At 53.3% G+C, this 17,831-nt stretch carries 13 protein-coding genes; 9 read left to right on the top strand and 4 right to left on the bottom strand.

All coding sequences use genetic code 11. The features are described from left to right. Positions 1-64: 64 nt before the first annotated feature. From fumA to pmrB, 8 genes are all read left to right on the top strand, one after another. Positions 65-1,711, top strand: coding sequence for a class I fumarate hydratase FumA (fumA, locus tag QNN88_RS18410; RefSeq protein ID WP_414241482.1), 1,647 nt, complete (start codon positions 65-67; stop codon positions 1,709-1,711). 144 nt (positions 1,712-1,855) lie between these two features. After that, positions 1,856-2,491, top strand: coding sequence for a DUF2238 domain-containing protein (locus QNN88_RS18405; protein ID WP_414241481.1), 636 nt, complete (start codon positions 1,856-1,858; stop codon positions 2,489-2,491). A 230-nt stretch (positions 2,492-2,721) separates the two neighbouring features. After that, complete coding sequence (adiA, locus tag QNN88_RS18400; RefSeq protein WP_414241520.1) at positions 2,722-4,989, top strand: arginine decarboxylase; 2,268 nt, start codon at positions 2,722-2,724, stop codon at positions 4,987-4,989. Positions 4,990-5,323: 334 nt separating this feature from the next. After that, the gene (locus tag QNN88_RS18395) at positions 5,324-6,085 is read left to right on the top strand and encodes an AraC family transcriptional regulator (protein ID WP_414241480.1); all 762 of its coding nucleotides are present in this window, start codon (positions 5,324-5,326) and stop codon (positions 6,083-6,085) included. A gap of 128 nt (positions 6,086-6,213) precedes the next feature. Further along, a complete protein-coding gene (gene adiC / locus QNN88_RS18390) occupies positions 6,214-7,551 on the top strand; it encodes an arginine/agmatine antiporter (protein WP_414241479.1) in 1,338 nt (445 codons plus the stop codon). A gap of 98 nt (positions 7,552-7,649) precedes the next feature. Continuing rightward, positions 7,650-9,293, top strand: coding sequence for a phosphoethanolamine transferase EptA (eptA, locus tag QNN88_RS18385; protein WP_414241478.1), 1,644 nt, complete (start codon positions 7,650-7,652; stop codon positions 9,291-9,293). Then, positions 9,290-9,964, top strand: a complete 675-nt coding sequence (gene pmrA, locus QNN88_RS18380) for a two-component system response regulator PmrA (protein ID WP_414241477.1) — start codon at positions 9,290-9,292, stop codon at positions 9,962-9,964. Before eptA ends, pmrA begins: the two co-directional genes overlap by 4 nt. Further along, the gene (gene pmrB / locus QNN88_RS18375) at positions 9,965-11,044 is read left to right on the top strand and encodes a two-component system sensor histidine kinase PmrB (RefSeq protein ID WP_414241476.1); all 1,080 of its coding nucleotides are present in this window, start codon (positions 9,965-9,967) and stop codon (positions 11,042-11,044) included. Here the strand turns inward: pmrB and pmrR are convergent. Together pmrR and proP are read right to left on the bottom strand one after the other, a co-directional pair. Further along, entirely contained in the window at positions 11,041-11,130 is a 90-nt protein-coding gene (gene pmrR, locus QNN88_RS18370) for an LpxT activity modulator PmrR (RefSeq protein WP_414241475.1), read from the bottom strand. The genes pmrB and pmrR overlap by 4 nt on opposite strands. 62 nt (positions 11,131-11,192) lie before the next feature. Beyond that, positions 11,193-12,695, bottom strand: coding sequence for a glycine betaine/L-proline transporter ProP (proP, locus tag QNN88_RS18365; protein ID WP_042321219.1), 1,503 nt, complete (start codon positions 12,693-12,695; stop codon positions 11,193-11,195). A 700-nt stretch (positions 12,696-13,395) separates the two neighbouring features. On the opposite strand from proP, the gene kdgT reads away from it, so the two are divergent. Next, the gene (gene kdgT / locus QNN88_RS18360) at positions 13,396-14,394 is read left to right on the top strand and encodes a 2-keto-3-deoxygluconate transporter (RefSeq protein WP_414241474.1); all 999 of its coding nucleotides are present in this window, start codon (positions 13,396-13,398) and stop codon (positions 14,392-14,394) included. Between the two features lie 17 nt (positions 14,395-14,411). On the opposite strand, the gene QNN88_RS18355 is transcribed toward kdgT, so the two are convergent. Continuing rightward, a complete protein-coding gene (locus tag QNN88_RS18355) occupies positions 14,412-15,302 on the bottom strand; it encodes a diguanylate cyclase regulator RdcB family protein (RefSeq protein WP_414241473.1) in 891 nt (296 codons plus the stop codon). Continuing rightward, positions 15,299-17,653 carry a clamp-binding protein CrfC gene (gene crfC / locus QNN88_RS18350; protein ID WP_414241472.1) on the bottom strand — a complete coding sequence of 785 codons (2,355 nt, stop codon included), beginning with the start codon at positions 17,651-17,653 and terminating at the stop codon, positions 15,299-15,301. The genes QNN88_RS18355 and crfC overlap by 4 nt, the downstream gene beginning before the upstream one ends. Positions 17,654-17,831 lie beyond the last annotated feature (178 nt).

The following is a 17,831-nucleotide window of genomic DNA, read 5'->3' as shown; positions in this document are numbered from 1 at the left end:
TGCCGCCCTTCACCGGGTGGCACGTCACTTATGCTCTTAAAAGAAATCAACAGGCTGGAAGCATATGTCAAATAAAGCGTTCTTTTATCAGGCACCTTTCCCGATGGGGAAAGACGAAACAGAGTACTACCTGCTCACTTCCGATTATGTCAGCGTGAGTGAGTTTGAAGGAGAGTCCATACTGAAGGTGGAGCCGCAAGCCCTGACGCTGCTGGCGCAACAAGCCTTTCACGATGCCTCCTTCATGCTCCGCCCCGAACATCAGCAACAAGTCGCCTCTATTCTTCATGACCCCGAAGCCAGCGAAAACGATAAATACGTCGCGCTGCAATTCCTGAGAAACTCCGAAATCGCCGCCAAAGGTATTCTGCCGACCTGCCAGGATACTGGCACGGCGATTATCATGGGGAAAAAAGGCCAGCGTGTCTGGACCGGCGGTGGTGATGAGGCAGCGCTGTCAAAAGGGGTGTACAACACCTATATCGAAGACAATCTGCGCTATTCACAGAACGCCGCGCTGGATATGTACAAAGAGGTGAACACCGGCACCAACCTGCCGGCACAGATCGACCTCTACGCCGTCGATGGCGATGAGTATAAGTTCCTCTGCGTAGCGAAAGGCGGCGGTTCCGCCAACAAAACCTATCTGTATCAGGAAACTAAGGCACTGCTCACGCCGGGCAAACTGAAAAATTTCCTCGTTGAGAAGATGCGTACGCTGGGCACCGCAGCCTGCCCGCCGTACCATATCGCCTTTGTGATTGGCGGCACTTCCGCAGAAAGCACGCTGAAAACCGTGAAGCTCGCCAGCACCCATTACTATGACGCGCTGCCGACCGAAGGTAACGCGCACGGTCAGGCGTTCCGCGATACACAACTGGAACAAGAACTGCTGGAAGAGGCGCAAAAACTGGGTCTCGGCGCGCAGTTTGGCGGTAAATATTTCGCCCACGATATCCGTGTGATCCGCCTGCCGCGCCACGGCGCTTCCTGCCCGGTCGGCATGGGCGTTTCCTGCTCAGCAGATCGTAACATCAAGGCCAAAATCAACCGCGAAGGGATTTGGATCGAAAAACTGGAGCACAACCCAGGCCAGTACATCCCGGAAGCGTTGCGTCAGGCCGGTGAAGGCGATGTGGTTCACGTTGACCTCAACCGCCCGATGAAAGAGATCCTGGCTCAGCTTTCGCAGTACCCGGTTTCAACCCGCCTTTCACTGACCGGTACCATTATCGTGGGTCGCGATATTGCGCATGCGAAGCTGAAAGAACGTATCGAATCTGGCGAAGGGTTGCCGCAGTACATTAAAGATCACCCGATCTACTACGCCGGTCCGGCGAAAACACCGACGGGCTATCCGTCAGGCTCATTAGGACCGACCACCGCAGGCCGCATGGATTCCTATGTTGATCTGCTGCAATCGCACGGCGGCAGCATGATCATGCTGGCAAAAGGTAACCGCAGCCAACAGGTCACTGACGCCTGCCAGAAACACGGCGGCTTCTATCTGGGCAGTATTGGCGGTCCGGCAGCGGTTCTGGCGCAGCAGAGTATCAAGCATCTGGAATGCGTCGAGTATCCGGAGCTGGGTATGGAAGCAATCTGGAAAATTGAAGTGGAAGATTTCCCGGCGTTCATCCTGGTCGATGACAAAGGTAACGATTTCTTCCAGCAGATCGTCAGCAAGCAGTGCGCTAACTGCGCGAAATAACCTCTTCGGCCCGGCACCGGACTGCTCTCAACGTTTGAGGGCAGTCCGGTGATCCCCCCGGGCCACCTTTTCCCGTCATGGCTGGCATTGAATTTTCTACCACTTCGGTGAATAGTAGTCTTTTCCATCACTTGCGAAATCACCATGATCCGCACATTACATCCCATACTGCTGAATATCGGCGCACTAATCCTGACGCTTATCCTGATCTACACTGGCTTCTCGGCAGGTGAAAAAATCACCTGGCTGATGGAAGTTACGCCGGTCATTATTGTGATACCGCTGCTGCTGGCAACCGCAAAACGCTACCCGCTCACCCCTCTGCTTTATACCCTGATTTTTTTCCACGCCATCATCCTGATGGTGGGCGGTATGTACACCTATGCCAAAGTGCCTGTGGGTTTTGAAGTGCAGGAGTGGCTGGGCTTAAGCCGAAATCCGTATGACAAGCTCGGCCATTTCTTCCAGGGTCTGGTTCCGGCACTGGTGGCGCGCGAAGTTCTGCTACGTGCAAAGATTGTTCGCGGCGGTAAGATGCTGGCATTTCTGGTTTGCTGCGTGGCGCTGGCGATTAGTGCCACCTATGAGTTAATTGAATGGTGGGCCGCGCTGGCGATGGGACAAGGCGCGGACGATTTCCTTGGCACTCAGGGCGACCCGTGGGATACCCAGTCAGACATGTTCTGCGCGTTGCTGGGTTCATTAACCACGGTAATGTTGCTGGCGGGAATTCATAACCGTCAGTTGCAGCGCTATGGATTAACGCGCCCTGACGCATAACGTATTGACATGCCGGAGGCATACTCATGCTCCGGCAATATCACTATCAGCTCAAAAAATAGTTCAGCTGTCGATAAACCGCCGTAAAAATCAGCCAAAAAATCACTTTAACTACTTATTTATTAACGACTATTTTCGAAAAATCGCCATTTCTCGCCCTCTTTACACCTTTTTTCGTCAGGTTAATACTTGCCCGCATCACAGATTCCTCCACAACCGGGTAAAAGATGATGAAAGTATTAATTGTTGAAAGTGAATTTCTGCATCAGGACACCTGGGTCGGCAAAGCCGTGGAACGTCTGGCAGACGCCTTAAGTCGGCAAAATATTACCGTCATTAAGTCCACGTCTTTCGACGACGGCTACGCCATCCTGTCGGCAAACGAAGCCATTGATTGCCTGATGTTCAGCTATCAAATGGAACATCCTGATGAACACCAGAATGTCAGAGAACTGATCGGTAAGCTTCATGAACGCCAGCAAAACGTACCGGTCTTTCTGTTAGGTGACAGAGAGAAGGCCACCGCCTCGCTGGACCGCGATATGCTGGAGCTTGTCGATGAGTTCGCCTGGATCCTCGAAGATACCGCTGACTTTATCGCCGGGCGCGCGGTCGCCGCCATGACCCGTTATCGCCAGCAGCTGTTACCGCCGCTGTTCAATGCGCTGATGAAATACAGCGATATTCATGAATACTCCTGGGCCGCGCCGGGCCATCAGGGCGGCGTTGGTTTTACCAAAACGCCTGCCGGTCGCTTCTATCATGATTATTACGGCGAAAACCTGTTCCGCAGCGATATGGGTATTGAACGGGCATCGCTGGGTTCCCTGCTCGATCACACTGGCGCCTTTGGCGAAAGCGAAAAGTATGCCGCACGGGTCTTTGGCGCAGATCGTTCCTGGTCCGTGGTGGTCGGGACGTCCGGCTCCAACCGCACCATTATGCAGGCCTGTATGACCGATAACGATGTGGTCGTGCTGGACCGTAACTGCCATAAATCGATTGAACAGGGGTTGATCCTGACCGGGGCGAAACCGGTGTATATGGTGCCCAGCCGTAACCGCTACGGCATCATCGGCCCTATCTACCCGCAGGAAATGCAGCCGGAAACCTTACAGAAAAAAATCAGCGAAAGCCCGCTGACCAAAGAGAAAACAGGACAAAAACCGTCTTATAGCGTGGTGACCAACTGCACCTACGACGGTGTCTGCTATAACGCGAAATCCGCACAGGCATTACTGGCGCAAACCACCGACCGCATCCACTTCGATGAAGCCTGGTACGGCTACGCCCGCTTTAATCCGATTTACGCCGATCACTATGCCATGCGCGGTGAACCAGGCGATCACAGCGGCCCTACCGTTTTTGCGACCCACTCAACGCACAAACTGCTGAACGCCCTCTCTCAGGCGTCTTACATCCATGTACGTGAAGGTCGCGGCGCGGTGAATTTCTCCCGCTTCAATCAGGCGTACATGATGCATGCCACCACCTCGCCGCTGTATGCCATCTGTGCATCCAACGATGTGGCGGTGTCGATGATGGACGGCAACAGCGGCCTGTCGCTGACTCAGGAAGTGATCGACGAAGCCATCGACTTCCGCCAGGCGATGGCACGTTTGTATAAGGAGTTCAGCGCTGACGGCGACTGGTTCTTTAAGCCGTGGAACAAAGAGGTGGTCACCGATCCGCAAACCGGTGAAACCTACGATTTTGCTGACGCGCCGGCGAAACTGCTGGCGACCGATCAGAACTGCTGGGTGATGCGTCCGGGCGAATCCTGGCACGGCTTTAAAGACTTACCTGATAACTGGAGCATGCTCGATCCGATTAAGGTCAGCATCCTCGCGCCGGGGATGGGCGACGACGGTGAACTGGAAGAGACGGGGGTGCCTGCCGCGCTGGTCACCGCCTGGCTTGGGCGTCACGGAATCGTGCCGACCCGCACCACCGATTTTCAGATCATGTTCCTGTTCTCAATGGGGATTACCCGCGGGAAATGGGGGACACTGATCAACACTCTGTGCTCATTTAAACATCACTACGATGCCAACACCCCGCTGGCGCAGGTCATGCCGGAACTGGTTGAAGAACATCCTGAAATTTACGCCAATATGGGCATTCACGACCTGGGCGACCAGATGTTTGCCTGGCTGCGGGAAAACAACCCTGGTGCGAAACTCAATGCCGCCTATTCCGGACTGCCGGTTGCGGCAATGACACCGCGTGAAGCCTATAACGCCATCGTTAATGACAACATTGAAATGGTTGCCATAGAGGACCTGCCGGGACGCATTGCGGCAAACTCCGTCATCCCTTATCCGCCGGGAATCCCGATGCTGCTCTCCGGCGAGAACTTCGGTGATGAAAACAGTCCGCAGGTAGGCTATCTCCGTGCCCTGCAGTCCTGGGATCATCACTTCCCCGGCTTCGAACATGAAACCGAAGGCACTGAAATCATTGATGGCGTCTATCACGTGATGTGCGTGAAAGCGTAAGTCTATTCCGACGACTGCGTCATGACATGGCCACCCTGACGCAGCCTGGTTTTGGCCGCAGGGTTATGACGAACGTTTCCTGAGTATTGCTGAGAAAAACTACCATTGTCATACCTTTTTGCGCGGGTGCTCCCCGCGCTTTTTTTTCTCCCTTATGCATGGTTTCCACCGCGTAAAAATTTCTGTACATAGCAATTATCCGACGCCTATTGTATTTCCGGACAAAACCATTATTTTAATGTGGACTTCATTCGTCATACAAATCGAAATATCTGCTTTATCTCTCCCCTTTGGCGAGAAAGGATATTTTCTGTTCATATTCGGGAGTTAGGGTATGAGAGTTTTCAGCAATAATCCTTGTATTGTCGTGTTAACCGAAAAAGACGTTTGGCTACGAGTAAACGGTAAAGAGGCAATCAATTTAAAAGCGAATCATATGGCACTCATCGCCTGTGAGAACAATATCATCGATATATCATCTATTAATAACGCACTGGTCGCACATATTAGCCGGGATATAATTAAAGATTATCTTCGCTTTTTAAATAAAGATCTTTCAAATATTCCACTCTGGCAACGGAGTTCCTCCCCGGTATTAACCGCTGAGTGTGTGACTCCCGACGTCTTCCGGGCGGCGGCACAACACAGCATTGCGCATACCGACAGCCCTGGCGAAGAAGAACGTACACGCTGCCTGTTGTTCGCCGTGTTATCCCGCTTTCTCGACAGTAAGAAGTTTTTGTCCCTGCTGATGTTTATGTTGCGAAGCCGCGTCAGCGACAGCGTTTACCATATTATCGAGAGTGACATTCATAAAGCGTGGAATCTTAACCAGGTCGCCAGTTGTTTATGTCTTAGTCCAAGCCTGCTCAAAAAAAAGCTAAAAAGCGAAAATACCAGTTACAGTCAAATCATCACCACCTGTCGGATGCGCTACGCCGTTAATCAACTCCTGATGGATGGCAAGAATATATCCCAGGTATCCGAACTGTGTGGTTATAACAGTACATCTTACTTTATCTCTGTTTTCAAAGAGTATTATGGCATGACGCCACTGCATTATGTCAGCCAGTTTAAAGACCGTGCAATAGAGTGATTTTTGAACATTTTGCAATGAGCCACGATAATATCAGCATTAGCGATAAGCAGCGGCGGACATAATTCAATCGCCATCTGAAGGCGTATTATGAGACATCATTTATTGTTCCCATCAGGAGTTTAATTATGTCCTCGGATGCTGATGCTCACAAAGTGGGCTTAATCCCCGTCACCTTAATGGTGTCGGGGAATATCATGGGTTCAGGGGTTTTCCTGCTCCCTGCGAATCTGGCCGCCACCGGCGGGATTGCAATCTACGGATGGTTAGTCACGATCATCGGCGCGCTGGCGCTGTCGATGGTCTACGCGAAAATGTCGTCCTTAGATCCCAGTCCCGGCGGTTCTTACGCGTATGCCCGTCGTTGCTTTGGGCCCTTCCTCGGTTACCAGACCAACGTGCTGTACTGGCTGGCCTGTTGGATCGGTAACATCGCGATGGTGGTTATCGGCGTCGGTTACCTGAGCTACTTTTTCCCCATTCTGAAAGATCCGCTGGTGCTGACGCTGACCTGCGTGGTGGTGCTGTGGATCTTCGTTCTGCTCAATATTGTCGGTCCGAAAATGATCACCCGCGTTCAGGCAGTCGCCACCGTGCTGGCGCTGGTCCCCATCGTCGGTATCGCCGTGTTCGGCTGGTTCTGGTTCCGTGGTGAAACCTACATGGCGGCCTGGAACGTCAGCGGCATGAATACTTTCGGCGCCATTCAGAGCACCCTGAACGTCACGCTGTGGTCGTTTATCGGGGTTGAAAGCGCCTCAGTGGCGGCGGGTGTCGTCAAAAACCCGAAACGCAACGTGCCGATTGCCACTATTGGCGGGGTGTTGATTGCCGCTGTCTGCTACGTGCTCTCTACCACCGCCATCATGGGGATGATCCCCAACGCCGCGCTGCGCGTCTCAGCCTCACCGTTCGGTGATGCGGCACGTATGGCGCTGGGTAACACCGCTGGCGCGATTGTCTCCTTCTGTGCGGCTGCAGGCTGCTTAGGTTCGCTGGGCGGCTGGACGCTGCTGGCCGGACAGACGGCGAAAGCCGCTGCCGATGACGGTCTGTTCCCACCCATTTTCGCCCGTGTGAATAAAGCCGGGACGCCGGTTGCCGGGCTGATTATCGTCGGGATTCTGATGACTGTCTTCCAGTTCAGCAGTATGTCGCCGAACGCCGCGAAAGAGTTTGGTCTCGTCTCTTCGGTATCCGTCATCTTTACGCTGGTGCCGTATCTGTACACCTGTGCCGCGCTGCTGCTGCTCGGCCACGGACACTTCGGCAAAGCGCGTCCGCTCTATCTGCTGGTAACCTTTGTGGCCTTTATTTACTGCATCTGGGCAGTGGTTGGTTCCGGCGCGAAAGAGGTGATGTGGTCATTTGTGACCCTGATGATCATCACCGCGCTGTACGCCCTGAACTACAACCGGATCCACAAAAACCCCTTCCCGCTGGATGCGCCGGTTGAGCGTAACTGATCCCTGTTCCCTTCCTGCTCAGCCAACCTTAAGTTCTTAAGGTTGGCTTAATTTTACTTTGCGAGGATCTGCGCGACTTAGTCTATGGAAGCTCCACCATGTTAAAGCGCATTGTCAAAAGACCTCCTCTCAGCCTGTTGGCCTGGTTACTACTGGTTTCATTCTATTTGTCTGTTTGTCTGAACATCGCGTTCTACAGACAGGTTGTGCAGGACCTGCCGCTGGATTCCCTGCGTAACGTGCTGGTCTTCTTGTCGATGCCGGTCGTGGCGTTTAGCGTCATCAATATTGTCCTGACGCTGGCCTCCTTCCTGTGGCTGAACCGCCTGCTGGCCTGCCTGTTTATTTTAATGGCTGCATCGGCACAGTATTTCATCATGACCTACGGCATCATCATTGACCGCTCGATGATTGCCAATATGGTGGATACGACGCCTGCCGAAACATTCGCCTTGATGACGCCGAGAATGGTGCTCACCCTCGGTCTTAGCGGCATTGTGGCGGCCATCGTCGCCTGCTGGATCAAAATCAAACCGACCACGCCTTTTCTGCGCAGCGTGCTGTATCGCGCTGCCAACATATTGGTATCCGTGTTATTGATCGTGCTGGTGGCGGCCTTTTTCTATAAAGATTACGCCTCGCTGTTTCGCAACAATAAAGAACTGGTCAAAGCTCTCAGCCCGTCAAACGGCATTGTCGCCAGTTGGTCGTGGTACTCCCATCAGCGCCTCGCACACTTGCCGCTGGTACGCATCGGCGAAGATGCGCATCGCAATCCATTGATGCAACAAGAGAAACGTAAAAACCTGACCATTCTGATCGTCGGTGAAACCTCGAGAGCTGAAAACTTCTCGCTCGGCGGTTACGCACGTGAAACCAATCCGCTGTTGGCAAAAGATAATGTGGTCTACTTCCCGCGTACGACGTCGTGCGGGACCGCCACGGCGGTGTCTGTGCCGTGCATGTTCTCCAACATGCCGCGCAAACATTACGACGAAGAGCTGGCGCAGCATCAGGAAGGGATGCTCGATATTATCCAGCGTGCCGGTATTAATGTGCTGTGGAATGACAACGACGGCGGCTGCAAAGGCGCCTGTGACCGCGTACCGCATCAGAATATGACCGCGTTAAACCTGAAAGGGGAATGCATCGACGGCGAATGCTATGACGACGTGCTGTTTCATGGTCTGGAGGAGTACATCAACAGTCTTCAGAGTGACGGAGTGATCGTGCTGCATACCATTGGCAGCCACGGTCCTACTTATTACAACCGCTACCCGCCGCAGTTCAGGAAATTTACCCCAACCTGCGATACCAATGAAATTCAGACCTGTTCACAACAACAGCTTGTGAACACATACGATAATACCGTGCTGTATATTGACTATATTATTGATAAAACAATTAATCTTCTGAAAGCGCATCAGGACAAATTTACCACCAGCCTGGTTTATCTTTCCGACCACGGCGAGTCGCTGGGTGAAAACGGCGTTTATCTGCACGGCCTGCCGTATGCCATTGCGCCAGATTCTCAGAAGCATGTGCCGATGCTGCTGTGGCTCTCCGGGGATTATCAGCAGCGCTATCAGGTAGATGCCAGCTGCCTGCAAAAACAGGCGCGTTCTCAGGATTACTCGCAGGACAATCTTTTCTCGACCATGCTGGGACTGACCGGCGTACAGACCACGCAATATCAGGCCGCAGATGATATTCTGCAGCCCTGCAGGAGAACCACTCAATGAAAATACTGATTGTTGAAGACGATACGCTGCTTTTGCAGGGCTTGATTCTGGCGGCGCAAACCGAAGGGTACGCCTGCGATGGCGTCTCGACCGCCCGTGCGGCGGAGCAATGTCTGGAAACCGGGCATTACAGTCTGGTGGTTCTGGATCTCGGCCTGCCTGACGAAGATGGTCTGCATTTTCTTACCCGTATCCGGCAGAAAAAATATACCCTGCCGGTACTGATCCTCACCGCGCGGGACACGCTCGCCGATAAAATTTCCGGGCTGGATGTCGGGGCCGATGATTATCTGGTGAAACCTTTCGCACTGGAAGAGCTGCACGCCCGTATTCGTGCGCTACTGCGTCGTCATAATAACCAGGGCGAGAGTGAACTGGTGGTCGGCGACCTGACGCTGAATATGGGCCGTCGACAGGTGTGGAAAGAGGGAGAAGAGTTAATTCTCACCCCTAAAGAGTACGCGCTGTTGTCACGCCTGATGCTGAAATCGGGAAGCCCGGTACACCGGGAAATTCTCTATAACGACATCTATAACTGGGATAACGAACCGTCTACCAACACCCTGGAAGTGCATATCCATAACCTGCGCGATAAAGTGGGAAAATCCCGTATTCGTACCGTGCGCGGCTTTGGCTACATGCTGATGGCGACCGCAACTGAGGAAAGCTAATTGAATCTGAAGCGTTTTCTACGCCAGCCCATGACCCTGCGTCGGCGACTGATGATCACCATCGGTATGATTTTGCTGGTTTTCCAGCTTATCAGTACCTTCTGGCTCTGGCATGAAAGCACTGAGCAGATCCAACTGTTTGAACAGGCGCTGCGGGATAACCGCAATAACGATCGCCACATCATGCATGAAATCCGCGAGGCGGTCGCCAGTCTCATCGTCCCCAGCGTGTTTATGGTGGGGTTAACGCTGTTCATCTGCTATCAGGCCGTTCGCCGCATCACCCGTCCGCTCGCCAATCTGCAACACGAATTAGAAACCCGCACGGCGGATAACCTCTCCCCTATCGAAATTCACAGCTCAACGGTCGAAATTGAAGCGGTCGTTTCGGCGCTCAACCAGTTGGTCAATCGCCTGACCGCGACCATTGAGAACGAGCGTCTGTTTACCGCCGACGTGGCGCACGAACTGCGAACGCCGTTATCGGGCGTCCGTTTGCATCTTGAACTGCTGTCAAAAGCGCATAACGTGGATGTCGCGCCGCTGCTGGGCCGTCTTGATCAAATGATGGACAGCGTTTCACAGCTTTTACAACTCGCCCGCGTGGGCCAGTCCTTTTCATCGGGAAATTATCAGCAGGTCAGGCTGCTGGAAGATGTGATCCTGCCCTCTTACGATGAACTGAGCACGATGCTGGAACAGCGCGAACAGACGCTCCTGCTGCCTGACAGCCACGACGATGTTACCGTTCAGGGCGACGCCACGCTGTTGCGGATGCTGCTACGTAACCTGGTGGAAAACGCCCATCGCTACAGTCCGCAAGGAACCACTATTGCGATTACGCTGAATGTCGATGATCAGGCGATGATGGCGGTAGAGGATGAAGGGCCAGGCATTGACGAGAGCAAATGCGGCGAACTCAGCAAAGCGTTCGTACGCATGGATAGCCGTTACGGCGGAATCGGCCTGGGGTTAAGCATTGTCAGCCGCATCACGCAGCTGCACCACGGGCAGTTTTTCCTGCAAAATCGCAGTGGAACGACCGGCACCCGCGCCTCGGTGCTGTTGAAAAAGGTTTAGTAGGTTGAGACCCAAACGTACAGGAAGCTACTGACTACCAGTAAGCTGAATACGGCCGTTACACTTTCAAAAATACGCTGTTTCATCACACTCTCCTCCAGGGTATGGAAGAGAGTGTGCCAGCCAGAGATTAAGCGAACCTTAAGGTTTACTCGTCAATCCGCGGATGCTGCTGCACCAGGCGCGTACGCTTCGCCTGCAGATCAGCAATCTCCTGATCGATATCCTCAATTTTCTGCTCAATGTTGTCGTAGTGCTCGCCCAGAATTTCTTTCGCTTCCTGGATATCCGAAGCAGCAGGCGTGGCCCCTTTCAGCGGCTGATTCGCGGTCTCTTTCATGGTGATACCGGTAATGAAACCAATCACCGCGATAACCATCAGGTAGTAGGCCGGCATCATCAGATTCTGCGAGCTTTCCACCAGCCAGGCCGCCAGCGTTGGCGTCAGACCGGCAATCAGCACCGAAATATTAAATGCCGCCGCCAGCGCACTGTAACGAATGTGCGTCGGGAACATCGCTGGCAGTGAAGAAGCCATTACCCCGGTAAAGCAGTTGAGGATCACCGCCAGCATCAGTAGACCCGCAAAAATCAGGCCGATGATATTGCTATTAATCAGGATAAAAGCCGGGATCGCCAGCGCAAACAGCGCGATACTGCCCATGATCACGAATGGACGACGACCAAAACGGTCACTCAGCAGCCCCATCACCGGCTGGACAAACAGCATCCCGATCATAATGGCGATGATAATCAGCACGCCGTGATCTTCCGAGTAATGCAGGTTATGCGACAGATAGCTCGGCATATAGGTCAGCAGCATGTAATAGGTGACGTTGGTGGCAATCACCAGACCAATACAGGCCAACAGGCTGCGCCAGTGCTTGGTGGCGATCTCTTTAAAGGAGACTTTCGGTCCGTCCTGCAAACCTTCGCGGTCGCCCTGTTCCAGTTTATCGACGTGCTGCTGGAACGCCGGGGTCTCTTCCAGCGCATGGCGCAGATAGAGTCCGATAATCCCTAACGGCAGGGCAATAAAGAACGGAATACGCCAGCCCCATTCAAGGAAGTTCTCTTCTCCGACCACCGTCGAGATCAGCACCACCACGCCCGCACCCAGCACGAACCCGGCAATAGAGCCGAAGTCCAGCCAGCTTCCCATGAAGCCGCGTTTACGGTCCGGGGAATATTCGGCCACAAAAATAGATGCGCCGGTGTACTCACCGCCGACGGAGAAGCCCTGCGCCATCTTACACAGCAGCAGCAGGATGGGTGCCCAGATGCCTATCGAGGCATAAGACGGTATCAGGCCGATACAGAAGGTACTGATCGACATGATAACAATGGTGATAGCCAGTATTTTCTGACGACCATATTTGTCGCCGAGCATACCGAAGAACAAACCACCGAGCGGACGAATCAGAAAGGGAACAGAGAAAGTAGCAAGGGCGGCAATCATCTGCACGCTGGGGTCAGCCCCCGGGAAGAACACTTTACCTAACGCGTAGGCAACAAAGCCATAAACCCCAAAATCAAACCACTCCATCGCATTACCCAACGAAGCAGCGGTAATCGCCTTTCGCAATTTACCGTCATCGATAATCGTGACATCGCGAAGCGTAATCGGTTTTACTTTTTTCCTTTTCAGCATAGCTGTCCTCGTAGACTAAGCCCTGTCTCGCGGCATATCGACTGCACTGGCGCACTGGGCGCAACGTCACCGTCGAGCGCGGGGTTGCTCAGACGCAACTCCTTTAACAAGCGTAGCAGGTTTACTTACACGGACTGGTTAAGGTCTGTACAACCGAACCTGTTGACGCCTGATTTGGGCGGTTAATGAGCTATCTACCCTACCAGTGTTTAAAATTGTGATCAACTTCACATATATGTTTAGGTTTCGTCAACGGAGGTAAATAAGGTGATCCTGAGTCTCTTTTTTTAAAGCACAGAGTTGTTCTTTTTTAAGTTTTCGATCTCTATTTTGTTGTGCTTGCTTAATAAAAAGTCACTGCTGTTATTATTATCCCACCAGGTAATTCCCTCTCAATTTCACAATTTCTTTACGGTAATTTTAAATATTCAGATCGCGCTGGAATGTTTACATTGATTATGTGACAAAGATAACTAAAACAGTGTTTCGTTTTGATTGAATCAGCATTCCAATGAATGCAAGATAATAGTCGTTGCAATACCACCGGGAAGCGAAAAACGCCGATACACGGTGCAATCGCTACGTAGAACATAAAGAGAATGTAGGTTTTCCTGCCTTCATTCTAGATACAACCTTCTGAATTTTAATATTTTTTTGCCACCTTACCCGTATGTTCCACGGGCAAGAAGTGAGGACATTTATGAGAATTAAAGCCACCATCGAACGCATCCCTGGTGGGATGATGTTGATTCCATTGCTGCTGGGTGCGGTTGTAAATACCCTGGCACCGAATACCGGTGCTTATTTTGGTTCCTTTACAAAAGGCATGATTACCGGCACGGTACCGATTCTTGCTGTGTGGTTTTTCTGTATTGGCGCATCAATTGATTTACGCGCAACCGGTACGGTCCTGCGTAAATCCGGCACGCTGGTAATTACCAAAATTGCCGTGGCGTGGGCCGTTGCAATGATTGCCGCCTCGTTTATTCCGGATACCGGTATTCAGACCGGTTTCTTTGCCGGGCTTTCCGTACTGGCGATTGTTTCCGCGATGGATATGACCAACGGCGGTCTGTATGCCAGCCTGATGAACCAGTACGGGACGAAAGAAGAGTCCGGTGCGTTCGTGCTGATGTCACTGGAATCCGGTCCGCTGATGACGATGGTGATTCTGGGCGCAGCAGGCCTCGGCTCCTTTGAACCGCATCACTTTATCGGCGCCGTGCTGCCGTTCCTGATCGGCTTCACGCTGGGCAACCTGGACCACGATCTGCGTGCGTTCTTCAGCAAAGCCACGCCGGTACTGATTCCGTTCTTCGGCTTTGCGTTGGGTAACACCATTAACCTGGGCGTGATTGTTGATACGGGTTTGCTGGGCATCCTGCTGGGCGTGGCGGTCATTGTCATCACTGGGATCCCGCTGATTATTGCTGACCGCGTGATCGGTGGCGGCAATGGGACTGCAGGTGTCGCAGCGTCCTCTGCGGCAGGTGCCGCCGTCGCCAACCCGGTGATTATCGCGCAAATCAACCCGGCGTTTGAACCGGTCGCCGCCTCCGCAACGGCGCTGGTCGCCGCAAGCGTAGTGGTCACGGCGATTCTGGTGCCGATTATTACCGCGCTCTACGCCAAACGCTTCGCAAGGCTACCGGCGCCAGTCACGGCAGAAGAAACGCCAGCGGAATCCGCAACCCACTGATCATCAGCCCTCTCCTCTTAAATCATGAGGGGAGAGGGTGGAAACACCTCTTCCACCATCGCATCGACCAGCCGTTTTGCCGAGCAGAGTCGCGGCATTCCCAGCGCAACCGTCTGCCAGCGCTGCGTTACAGACCAACACACCGGATGCTTATCCGCCTCGCACCAGTCGCCCAGCCAGCTCAGCATCTCGCTGTATTCGCCGGAACCGGCAGTCGCGGTGGTATTTAGCCACTGGTGATAGTAATGCCGTGTCGTGGGCGCAGCATTTATTGAGTGGGCCAGATAGTTTGTCGCCATCGCCCGGAGATTATCTTTCAGCATCGCCGCCACGTCCGGATTCGCCAGCCGACAGGCATCGCCAAACGCCCCCCAGCGCAACTCTTCCAGCGCGACAAAACAGCGCCCCGGCAGCGACCACCCCTCATACGCCCCCGCCAGCCAGCGGGTAAACACCTGCTCGCTGTGTTCCCCGGCCTGCACCGTGAGGCCACGCTGGTTCAGCGCTTTCTCCTTCCAGATGCTGCGCTGGTGAAACCACTCGCTCAGCGACGTAAGCTGTTGGGTCAGCCCTGGGATGGACGGCCCGCGCGACATGTCCGTCTGTTGCAAAATCTGCAATCGCGCAGCGATCCGCGTCAGCGCCAGATGCCCCGGATCGAGCATGCCCGCCAGTTTTTCCACCAGCTTCAGACGCATCATCAGATGTTCACTGAACATCCCGGCCATGGCCCACGCGCGCAGTTGCGTCCGGGAGAGGATCTCCTGCGTCAGGCGTTCGCGAAACTGCTGTTGTTGCAGCGTACCGCCAGCCCGTTTCGGTTCTTCTGTCTGAATCAGGGAGACCATAAACTTCGGGTGGATACATTCCAGCGTCCGTCCGGGGCCTTCCAGTAACGCGTTTGTCATGTGTGTTCGGCCACAAAAAGGGTTTGAATATCATCACGAAGCAGGCGAGAGTCTTCATAAATCCAGGCGGTAGCGGCAATACTGTGCTGCAACTGTTGGCTCAGACTCTGAACAGCCGATTCATTTTGCTGACGAACCAGCAAGCTCTCGCGCAGGCTCTCCTGCAGTCCCGCCAGGCACGATGAGAAATCGGCAAAAAACGTTGCCAGACCTGCCGTAACGGAAACATCGACCTGCGCGGCTAAAGCTTTACGAATTTGTTGGCAGAAATGGCTGACGTACTCCACCAGGCTCTGGTGCAGCGCAGGGATATCAATCAGATAGCGCGTCTTCGCTTCAAAATAGTCATTCCAGCTCCAGTTCGGCTGATTCAGCCAGCGGGAGAAGGTCCCACGCACGCCACCCACATGAGGTTCGTCATTTTCGACGCAGTCCTGCTGAGCAATCGCGTCGCTGAACAACTGCCGCGTCGTGAAGTTAAACATGGAGGCGTGAAAGGCCGGAAAACTGATCCGGGGACGAAATCCCGCATCACTCAACTCCTCTTTCACCCGCATTTCGATGGGGCGCATTGCCTCATTGAGCGAACGGCTGAGGGTCGCTTCCAGTTGTTCAAAACGCATCGCCAGTTCGCGGGTGATGTTTTCCTGCGCCGCCAGCAGGACGCCCTCACAGGCTGAGCGTAGCTTACTGAGGATCACCTGCGCCTGCGCTTCGTCGTGCAGCACCAGTTTCTCCCCGTCAATCTCCGCCTGCGGCAGCGGCGACCAGCTATCGCCACGCGACAACTTCAGCACCTGCTCGCGGCTGAAAAAGGTCCCGATGCTGCGCAATATCGTGGCCTGCTGCTGGTTGAGAAAGTCGTTGGCCGACGTCATCGCCAGCCCCACTTCATGATGGATCTCATCGCTGACGCTGTCCTGACTCACCTCCAGTTCCAGCATGTCCGCTTCCAGACGCCCGATATGTTGCTGGAGCGTGTCAAAAGAGACAGTCAGGCAGTGATAGCGGAAATCCAGGTATTCGCGGGTGCTCTGGGCGTAATTCAGCAATTTATGCGAGGCGGAACGCAGCGCATACAGCGAGGCATTCGCATAGGCGGCATGAATCAAGGTTCGAATCGGCTGTTCAAACAGCGAATCTTCCCACAGCAAATCCGCCGCGTGACGCAGGTGTTCAATATCATCCAGATCGGCGCTTCGCCAGCGCCGACCGAGCGCCGCTTCGGCAAAATCCTGCACCCAGCGTTGCTCCTCGTGATCCGGCAAGCGGCCATGGTTTATCAGTTCATGACGAGCCCGATTAGCCAGATATCCCCACATTGAGGAGACCGGAAAGATCTGCGCCGGTTCAATACTTCCCTTCATCAGCGTGCCGGAAATCAGCGCCCTCACCTGTTCTTCGTCATCGCTGTTGCGATCTTTCTGGTCGAATTTATTCACCAACGCATACAGCGGCACCGATTTTCCTACTGCGGCGATGGCCTGGCGCACCTCTTCATCAGAGATCGATTTCAGTTGCGTATAATCCATCACCGCCAGAACAGCGGAGGAGCGGGACAGTTGTTCATTCAGCATTTTTTGCAGGTGCGGCTGCCCGGCTTCGTTTGGCCCGGGCGTATCCAGTAACGTCAGTTGACCCGGATAGTTCTCCAGCCCCGCCAGGTGCACAAACTCCACCTCAATCACCGGAATATGTTCAATCGCCGCATAGGCAGAAAAGGGAAAATCAACCTCCAGCGCTTTTGACAGGCGCACCAAATCATTGAGGCTTTTCAGGCAGTGAAAAATGGGCTGCGCGCCGAGATAGTGGCGCTCAAACGTTTCCCCTCTTTCGATGCGCAACATGAGGCCGTTCATGTCTTTATCAATTTCCAGCACCTGCGTCAGATTCTGTCGATCGCAGGCGCGCATGCTCTCTTGCAGAGTCTTCATCAGCGCATCAATGGGCGCAACGTGGGAAAAATGCAGTACCGGTTCTTTCTGACCGGGTGTATGGCGAATCAGCGTCGGCAGTGCGGTCATCGGACGATTGCGGTTGGGCAAGACTTCCGTACCGACAATGGCATTGATTGTCGTCGATTTTCCCGCCTTCATGGTGCCGACAATCGCCAGCACCATTTCCAGTCGCGAGATTTTTCGCAATTCATTGTTCAGCGTAGCCTGCTGGGCACCAACCCCACGGGCGCTAAAATGTATGGGCTGAACGTGGGTGGCATCCTCCCTCTTTAATGAGGAAGCCTCCTCCAGCGTTGCCGTTGGCAATTTTTTTACGCTCTTAAGATGCTCTAAAGAGAGCATCAGCAAGCGTTCTGCTTCCTGGCTCAATTCATATATTGTCTGTGTGTACATAAAAAATGTTTCCTTAACGCAAATTTTATTGCTTTTATTTAGCCGTTTCGTTTTATTAGTGAATATTCGGCTTTAATAATTACGTATGGAAATAGCTTTATTAATTAATCTACTGATATTAATGAGATTATTATTTTAATTTCTTTTTTGAATGACGCTCAGCGACATAATGAAGTAA

It is taken from the genome of Citrobacter sp. ANG330 (assembly GCF_047467925.1).
Taxonomy (GTDB): Bacteria; Pseudomonadota; Gammaproteobacteria; order Enterobacterales; family Enterobacteriaceae; genus Citrobacter_A; species Citrobacter_A amalonaticus_G.
The sequence above is the reverse complement of the archived record's forward strand: the minus strand, read 5'-3'. Positions and strand labels throughout refer to the sequence as shown.

What these genes read in the sequence shown, in the direction of transcription:
- fumA (WP_414241482.1), top strand. Translation starts at nt 65, where the DNA reads ATGTCAAATAAAGCGTTCTTTTATCAGGCACCTTTCCCGATGGGGAAA.
- QNN88_RS18405 (WP_414241481.1), top strand. Translation starts at nt 1,856, where the DNA reads ATGATCCGCACATTACATCCCATACTGCTGAATATCGGCGCACTAATC.
- adiA (WP_414241520.1), top strand. Translation starts at nt 2,722, where the DNA reads ATGAAAGTATTAATTGTTGAAAGTGAATTTCTGCATCAGGACACCTGG.
- QNN88_RS18395 (WP_414241480.1), top strand. Translation starts at nt 5,324, where the DNA reads ATGAGAGTTTTCAGCAATAATCCTTGTATTGTCGTGTTAACCGAAAAA.
- adiC (WP_414241479.1), top strand. Translation starts at nt 6,214, where the DNA reads ATGTCCTCGGATGCTGATGCTCACAAAGTGGGCTTAATCCCCGTCACC.
- eptA (WP_414241478.1), top strand. Translation starts at nt 7,650, where the DNA reads ATGTTAAAGCGCATTGTCAAAAGACCTCCTCTCAGCCTGTTGGCCTGG.
- pmrA (WP_414241477.1), top strand. Translation starts at nt 9,290, where the DNA reads ATGAAAATACTGATTGTTGAAGACGATACGCTGCTTTTGCAGGGCTTG.
- pmrR (WP_414241475.1), bottom strand. Translation starts at nt 11,130, where the DNA reads ATGAAACAGCGTATTTTTGAAAGTGTAACGGCCGTATTCAGCTTACTG.
- proP (WP_042321219.1), bottom strand. Translation starts at nt 12,695, where the DNA reads ATGCTGAAAAGGAAAAAAGTAAAACCGATTACGCTTCGCGATGTCACG.
- kdgT (WP_414241474.1), top strand. Translation starts at nt 13,396, where the DNA reads ATGAGAATTAAAGCCACCATCGAACGCATCCCTGGTGGGATGATGTTG.
- QNN88_RS18355 (WP_414241473.1), bottom strand. Translation starts at nt 15,302, where the DNA reads ATGACAAACGCGTTACTGGAAGGCCCCGGACGGACGCTGGAATGTATC.
- crfC (WP_414241472.1), bottom strand. Translation starts at nt 17,653, where the DNA reads ATGTACACACAGACAATATATGAATTGAGCCAGGAAGCAGAACGCTTG.